Genomic DNA, 7,828 nt, shown 5'->3' on the forward strand with positions numbered 1-7,828 from the left:
TTACAGTGGTCAAGAGTTCATCGGCTGGAGCCTTAGCCAGAATGGGAGAAGCGGCTGTTCCAAAGTTGATTGAGGTGTTGGAATCAGCAGATTATCCCCAATCTGCCAAAGGTCATGCCTCTTGGGCACTGGCTTTCATTGGCGCAGAGGCAGCAGAGCACCTGTATCAGGCAATCCACTCCGAATCGGAAGATGTGCGGATGGCAGTAGTCGGAGCGATCGCTAATTTGGTAGATCAACCAGGTAATGACCAGGCTACAGAAATTATTTTGTTAGCACTGAAAGATGAATCTGTCAATGTTCGTGCCGAAGCAGCTACATCGGTGAGCCAACTTGACCCCGAGTTAGGGGTTCCCCATTTAATCCCGTTACTGGAAGACCCCAGCCAAGAAGTGAGGCGGAGGGCAATCTTATCATTAGGGAAGCTAAAGGATGAAGCGGCTTTACCCCCATTAACAGCCAAGTTATCCGATGACCGAGAGGAAATTCGCCAACTGGTCAAGGTAGCGATCGCACAAATTAAGAAGGGTTGAAAGGTTGAAGGGTTAAAGGGTTGAAGTGTTGAAGGATTGAAGGGTTGAAGGTTGAACGCGCACCCGTGGCGTTTTGCCCAAGGTTGTTCGCCCTGAGTGTTCGGTCTAGGGTAGCTTAAAAAAAATCAGAAATCTAGCTGTTCTCATATTTATGAGGTACAGATATTTTTTTTATGTTCCCTGTTCCCTGTTCCCTGTTCCCTGTTCCCTATAATAAGTAATATTTTATAATTCATAATTTCTAAGATAGTCGTCAGTTTCAATCACAGAGAATCCTAGAAGTTTACAAATCTTGATAATTTAGGGTGATCAGGGCATTGTATAAATGAAGGTGTGAAGGTGTAAAACACTGACACAATCTCGCTCACAGGAGCTATGAGCTCCCAAGATTCCTTAATCAGGAGTCGAGCTCGAGGTTATGTTGTTGTTTAAAAGCTTGTAAAGTTTTTTAAACACCCTGAGAAAACCCTGATTAAAAAATTTGTTGCTATCTAGGAGAATCTGTTAATGGCATTCGGACCAGCATCACAGCTAGGTGTCGGCCTATTTGAAGACACAGATCCAATTGAAGTATGGCCAGGTATCTCAAGCGAGGACGCTGAGGCCGTGATTCGGGCGGTCTATCGGCAAGTCTTGGGCAATGCTTATGTCATGGAAAGTGAGCGACTGGCTGTCCCAGAGTCTCAGTTTAAACTAGGTGAACTAAGCGTTCGGGAATTTGTGCGGGCAGTAGCTAAATCGGATGCTTACAGCTCCCGGTTTTTTGACAAATCCCCCCGTTACCGGGTAATTGAGCTGAATTTCAAACATTTACTTGGTCGGGCTCCCGATGGCTTCGATGAGATGAAAGCTCACAGTATTATCTGGGATCAAGGAGGCTTCGAGGCAGAGATTGATTCCTACCTCGACAGTGACGAGTACCAGGAAGTCTATGGGGAAGACACGGTTCCCTTCTACCGGGGCTACAAAACCCAAACAGGCAAGAAGATGCTTGGTTTTACCCACATGTTCCAACTGTTGCGAGGAGCATCTAGTAGCGACTTCAAAGGGAGCTTGGCTGGCAATACTCCCTGTCTAAATAAGAATGTAATTCAAGAAATTCCTACAGCAGTGATTCCCCCATCTGGTGGGGTATCTGGCTGGTCTTTCCAAGATACACCATTGGGTGCAAGAACTCGCCATGGTTCTGGAGCTAGTGCTGAAGGTAAGGTGTACCGCATTGAGGTAACTGGCTATAAGTCCCCTGGTGCAGTGAATCGGGTATCCAAATTCCGGCGCAGTAACCAAGTCTACCTGGTTCCGTTTGATCAGCTGTCCAAAGAGTATCAGCGGATTCATAAGCAGGGTGGCGTGATTGCAAGCATCACCGTTGTGTAATTAGGATTCAATCGGGATTCAAACGTTTCTAATCTGGAAAAGTTCGTGTATTTCTGCGTGCTTTGGCAGCAAACTAGTTGGCTTGCTGCCAAAGAAGGTAGAGGTGCAGTTCAATGAAGGGTTGGTTGCTTTGTTTTGGCAAGGAAAATCCCCTCTATTTTGAATAAGTTTTTTGCAAGGAGAAATTTAAATGGTCAGTACAGCGCCTACTGCCAAGTTTGGTCTAGATTCAGATACCATCTTTGAACTATGGCCCACTAGCGGCATTGATGAAGTACAAGCTGTAATTCGGGCAGTTTATCGTCAAGTTTTGGGCAACCCCCACATTATGGAGAGCGAGCGGCTGGTGAATGCTGAATCGCAATTATGCGATGGCAGCATCACTGTCAGGGAATTTGTCCGGGCTGTTGCCAAATCAGACTTCTATCGCGCTCGGTATTTTGAATCCTGTGCGCCGTACCGATTTATTGAGCTGAACTTTAAGCATTTATTGGGTCGTGCTCCCCTAGATCAGACAGAAATTTCGGAACACATCCGTATCTGTATTGAGCAGGGCTACGATGCTGAAATTGATTCTTACATCAATAGTGACGAGTACCAAAAGAATTTTGGGGATGATACCGTACCCTACTATTGTGGTGCTAGTAGCCAAATCGGCCAAAAGCAGGTGGGCTATAACCGTACCCTCTCCTTGGTAAGGGGTCGTCCAGAAATTGATAGCGCTACAAAAAGCTCTTGCTTGGTAGAAGCAGTTGCCACCAATAGCACCAGCGAAATTGTGCCACTGGCAGGTGGTCGTGCTGCCGCTTATGCTGATGCTACCGAAAAGACCTTCAAAATTGTTGTCCGGGGTGCCATGTACAGCGGTCGTCGCCGTCGTAGTACCACTGAGTACATTGTTCCTGGCAGCAAGATGACACCCCAAATTCAGCGGATTAATCGCACTAGCGGAAAAATTGTCAGCATTACAGAAATCTCCTAATGTCTGGGTTTTTTTTTCGGAAGTTTTAAAGGAGAGATAGAAATGGGAAATTTAACTCGGTCAGCTGTTCTAGGCTTGGATGCCTTTGAAGGTGCTCCATTAGAATTGCGACCTTTTGCTACTGAAGATGATTTACAAACGGTAATTCGAGCTGTTTACAAGCAGGTGTTGGGCAATGCCCATCTGATGGATAGCGAGCGACTCGCTAATGGGGAATCAATGTTGCGCAATGGGGATATTACTGTCCGTGGCTTTGTGCGCATGGTCGCTCAATCAGCCCTGTATCAATCTCGATTTTTCCAGGGGTCTTCTCCCTATCGGTTCATTGAACTTAATTGCAAGCATTTGCTGGGTCGTGCTCCCCTAGATCAAGCTGAAATCTCTGAGCACGTCAGCCTTTACAATGAACAGGGTTATGAAGCTGAAATCGATTCTTATATCGATAGTGACGAATATCTCCAGAATTTTGGCGAGAACGTCGTTCCCTACCCCCGCAGCATTCGTAGCCAATTGGGAATTAAGAATGTGGGCTTTAATCGGATGTTCTCCTTATTGCGAGGATCTCCTACCAGTGATAGCGGAAAATCAGCTCAGCTAATCACGTCTGTAGCTGGTAATCTATCTCCAAAAGTTAAGGCTCCAGCAGTTGGAAATGGTGCAGGTTATGGTAATACTGGCAAGCGTTACCAGATTGCTGTTTCCACATGCGCTGGTGTAGCCCGGTTGAATAAGTATAGCAACCTGAACTATCAGGTTAGCTACGAGCAACTCTCTGAACAAGTGCAGAGTATTCATAAAAGCGGTGGCAAGATTCTCAGTGTTACTGAGTTAAATTGATCAAGTAGCCCGGTTATCAGTTACTAAGTTAACAGTTAATGGTAATCAAGAAAAACTGTTAACTGGTAACTAGTAACTGATAACTGGGAAATAATACGTGAATAGCTGTGTAAGTCAGCTAAATTTGAGCAAAGAATTTAGGAGGAATTTAAATGTCACTTTGGGTAATGGATGCTGCTCCAGTAGAGTTGCGTGCTGGTGCAACAGAAGATGATCTGCAGACAGTGATTCGGGCAGTTTACAAACAGGTTCTAGGTAACCCGCACTTGCTGGAATCCGATCGCTTAACTAGTGCTGAATCGATGCTGCGCAATGGGGACATCAGTGTACGGGGCTTTGTGCGCATGGTGGCTAAATCAGACTTGTATAAGTCCCTGTTTTTTGATTCTGCTTCCCAGTATCGTTTCATTGAGCTCAACTACAAGCATTTTCTAGGTCGTGCTCCCCAGGATCAGACAGAAATTGCCGAACATGTCCTAATTTATAACACTGCTGGCTACGACGCGGACATCGATTCTTATATCGATAGCGACGAGTATCAGTTTAATTTTGGCGAGTTTATTGTTCCCTATCCTCGTAGTAATAGTACCGAAGTTGGAATTAAGAACGTAGCCTTTAATCGGACATTTTGTTTGATCCGTGGAGATGCTACCAGTGATAGCAGTAACCAAGCCAAGCTGATTAGTGATTTAGCGGCTAATCTGTCTACCAAGATTACTGCTCCTGTTGGAGCTTCAGGTAATTACGCGAATACAGGCAAACGCTTTAAGATTACTGTAGCTAAAGCTGGTGTTGGTTCTCGCTTTAAGCGGAGTAATGCTACCTATGAGGTAGGTTACGACCAGCTGTCGGCGAGGATTCAAAATATGCACAAAATGGGCAGCAAAATTGTCAGTATTACTGAAATCGGTTAGGTTGACTGTCCGGATTCAGTAGTTGATATGAGCTAAGTCTCTAGATGTTAGTTTTTGGAAATAGGCTGTGAGCAATAAACAGCTAATTTCTAAAAACTAACACTATTGATTAGTTAGGTACCGATTAACTGTTGACAGTGGTATTGAGTTTTTTTGAATTCACAACTAAAGAAATTCAAGGTACTTTACCGATTTCAAGAATTGATTGCAGATGGCACTAGCACTCTGAGTGATTATAGCGATCGCAAAGTTGTACTAGAGGGTAAAATCTGTGTCACCAAAATATAATAAGCAAAAATGACTATAGGCTTAATGTTCCTACTAAAATTAAGGGTTTTAGGAGTTTTTTAAGTAAATCGGCCTACTGTCAATCAACCAAGACCATATAAAAAGCTTCACGTTAACCAAAAGTAAGTTAATACTTATAAGAGTGTTTAATCAATATAATAATTTTGATATTCACAGATAAAGACTTTTTAATTAAAGTGAATTCACTATAAAGCGAAGAAAGTATTTTTCGTAAGCAAGTTTTTATATTAGTTGTTTATTAACTTTAATTAACAACATTTAACAACAATGGATTTGGAGGTCTTTTAAATGGTAATTGGTTTTATAAACCCTGTACTAACACGCGCCTCGCAATTAGGGGTAGCAGCATTTCAAGACACAGACCCAGTTGAACTGTGGCCTAGTCATTCTGAAGAAGAAGTGGAAATTGTGATTCGGGCTGTCTATCGGCAAGTGTTGGGGAATACCTATGTCATGGATAGTGAACGGCTCACCGTTGCCGAATCCCAACTCAGAAAGGGAGAAATTTCTGTCCGCGAATTTGTGCGCCAAGTGGCTCAATCTGAGCTTTACTACTCCCGATTTTTCGAGAGTTGCTCTCGTAACCGAGCCATTGAGTTGAATTTCAAGCATCTTCTTGGTCGAGCTCCTGAAAGCTATGAGGAAGTTATTGAGCATACGAGCATGCTTGATCAAGGCGGTTATGAGACTGAAATCGATTCTTATATCGATAGCGAAGAATACCAGCTAGCTTTTGGGGAAAACCAGGTTCCCTATTATCGGGGGTACAAAACCCAGATCGGGAAAAGTACAGTGGGATTTACCCATATCTTAAAACTGTTGCGTGGCGCACCTGGTACCGATAAACCCAATGTTTGGCGGGGGAATTGGTCTCGGTTGAATCAGTTCCTGATGACCAATAGTCCCAGTAATATGGAGCCGCTTTCTGGAGCTGGTGATGTCGTAAAACCTACTGATGTTAATAAACTCCTGGCTAATGTTCTAGGTCTCAATAAAGCCCAAGTAGGAAGTTCCACAGAAACTCAAACAGCACCTAAGATTCTCACCGAAGCTGAAAAACTCTTGCAAAACACGACTCAAACCTGGCAACGCCAGTATCAAGCCTGGGAAGAAATTGATCCGATTGAGCTGTGGCCAGGTCGCTCGGAAGCAGAAATTGAGACGGTGATTCGAGCAGTTTATCGTCAGGTTTTGGGAAATGCCCATGTTATGGAGAGTGAACGGCTGACTGTGCCAGAATCCCAGATCAAGCGAGGGGAAATCACTGTTCGTGAGTTTGTGCGTCAGGTTGCAAAGTCAGAGTTGTATCGGTCAAGGTTTTTCGATATCTGTCCCCGCTACCGGTCAATTGAGCTGAATTTTAAGCATTTGCTCGGTCGTGCTCCTGATGACTACTCTGAGACTTTCTATCACAGCCAAGTACTGGATCAAGGAGGTTTCGAGGCGGATATTGATTCCTATATCGATAGTGACGAGTACCAAGAGGTGTTTGGGGAGAATGTTGTACCCTTTTACCGGGGCTATAAAACCCAAACAGGTAAAAAGCTGCTTGGGTTTACTAACATGTTGGTGCTGATGCCCAGCGTTTCTAGTTCTGATAAAGACAATGTGTCAGGGAATCCACCAAGGCTGAATAAATCGATTATTTATAATAATCCCCTTGGGCAAGCCCCAGTTACTGATATCCAAGCCTTATTGGATGAAGTACTCAAGCCCAAAATTCAACCGCAGGAAGCTACCCCAGAAGCTGAGAAAAAACGCTCAGAAGCCTATCAAGCCCTCCAACGGCAATGCCAAGAGCAAGAAGAACTGCTGGAAAGCTTGCAGCAACAGCTGGCAGACTTACGACCATTGGCTAGCTTTGGAGCATCACAGTATAGCAAATGGCAGTCTTACAGTTCTTCGACCAATGGTGGTATTGGTTTCACCAGCATTGCAGCCCCAATCCCCATGGCAGCAGCGACTGTAGAGCCAGACAGTTATGAAGCTCTCCAACAAAAGTCTGAAAAACAGGCCCAGGAAATTGCTACGTTACAAGAAAAGATTGCTGATCAGCGGCGTTTAGCTATGATTGCAGAAACCCAGTTGAATAAGTGGCGTCCTCGTAGTTATTAGAGTAGTTATTAGAGCTGGGATTATCTCTATGGCGAGTTGTCATAGAAATGTTTAGGTTGTTGAGGGTTGACTGTTGAGAGTTGAATGACAGCGGTCAACCCTCAACAACTACCTGGCAAATACAAGCTTTGAACAAAAGCTTCTAAATAAAGCTTTTAACGAGGTACTTTTAACAGTAAAATATATAGACTTTAAATAGCTGATCCGGAGGAAAAGCCAATGCCCAAGAAAAGCCGTAAAACTGCTAGCCAGTATTCAGAAGGTAAGTCCAAGGTGGGGATATCCCTGACCCCTACAGGCATTGGCTTGTTGACTCAGATGGCTCAGAATACTGGATTGTCCCGTTCGGAACTAATTGAGCGTATCGCCAGAGGTAATATTGCGATCGCATGCCAGCAGGCAAGTATGACTATTGCCCTGGAAAATCCACCGGAGCCAAAGGAAACATCCTCTAACAATGGAGCCACAAAATCTCAAACCAAGATTCAGGTTATAGAGGGTAAGCAACCGCTACAAACTGATGTGTCTGAGCCTGGTGCTTCTGGTGTATCCCAAGAAGATTACCAGTCTTTACAACAGCAAGCTCAACAGCAAGCTACTTTGATTGAAGACTTACAGAAGCAGCTAGCTGACCAAAAATCTGAAACTGCTGAACAGACCGAAAGTTATCAGTCTTTGCAACAGCAGGCTAAAGAGCAATCTAATCTGGTTAAGAAATTACAGAAGCAGCTAGCTGACCAAAAATCTGAAACTGCTGAACA

7 protein-coding genes and 1 pseudogene are annotated in these 7,828 nt (G+C 44.2%); all 8 read left to right on the forward strand.

The features are described from left to right. Positions 1-533: HEAT repeat domain-containing protein (locus tag F6K52_RS28100; RefSeq protein WP_293086320.1), on the forward strand; the 533-nt coding region annotated here is incomplete at its 5' end. Between the two features lie 507 nt (positions 534-1,040). Further along, entirely contained in the window at positions 1,041-1,910 is an 870-nt protein-coding gene (locus tag F6K52_RS28105) for a phycobilisome linker polypeptide (protein WP_293086323.1), read from the forward strand. A 190-nt stretch (positions 1,911-2,100) separates the two neighbouring features. Further along, the gene (locus F6K52_RS28110; RefSeq protein WP_293086326.1) at positions 2,101-2,892 is read left to right on the forward strand and encodes a phycobilisome rod-core linker polypeptide; all 792 of its coding nucleotides are present in this window, start codon (positions 2,101-2,103) and stop codon (positions 2,890-2,892) included. A gap of 42 nt (positions 2,893-2,934) precedes the next feature. Then, the gene (locus tag F6K52_RS28115) at positions 2,935-3,729 is read left to right on the forward strand and encodes a phycobilisome rod-core linker polypeptide (protein WP_293086329.1); all 795 of its coding nucleotides are present in this window, start codon (positions 2,935-2,937) and stop codon (positions 3,727-3,729) included. 152 nt (positions 3,730-3,881) lie between these two features. Further along, positions 3,882-4,643, forward strand: a complete 762-nt coding sequence (locus tag F6K52_RS28120; protein WP_293086332.1) for a phycobilisome rod-core linker polypeptide — start codon at positions 3,882-3,884, stop codon at positions 4,641-4,643. Between the two features lie 153 nt (positions 4,644-4,796). After that, complete coding sequence (locus F6K52_RS28125; RefSeq protein ID WP_293086336.1) at positions 4,797-4,931, forward strand: hypothetical protein; 135 nt, start codon at positions 4,797-4,799, stop codon at positions 4,929-4,931. Positions 4,932-5,240: 309 nt separating this feature from the next. Continuing rightward, complete coding sequence (locus tag F6K52_RS28130) at positions 5,241-7,067, forward strand: phycobilisome rod-core linker polypeptide (protein ID WP_293086340.1); 1,827 nt, start codon at positions 5,241-5,243, stop codon at positions 7,065-7,067. A gap of 219 nt (positions 7,068-7,286) precedes the next feature. Beyond that, positions 7,287-7,828: pseudogene (locus tag F6K52_RS28135) on the forward strand (hypothetical protein); the annotation flags it as partial.

The sequence above is a fragment of the Moorena sp. SIO3H5 genome (assembly GCF_010692395.1).
In the GTDB taxonomy this organism is placed as follows: Bacteria; Cyanobacteriota; Cyanobacteriia; order Cyanobacteriales; family Coleofasciculaceae; genus Moorena.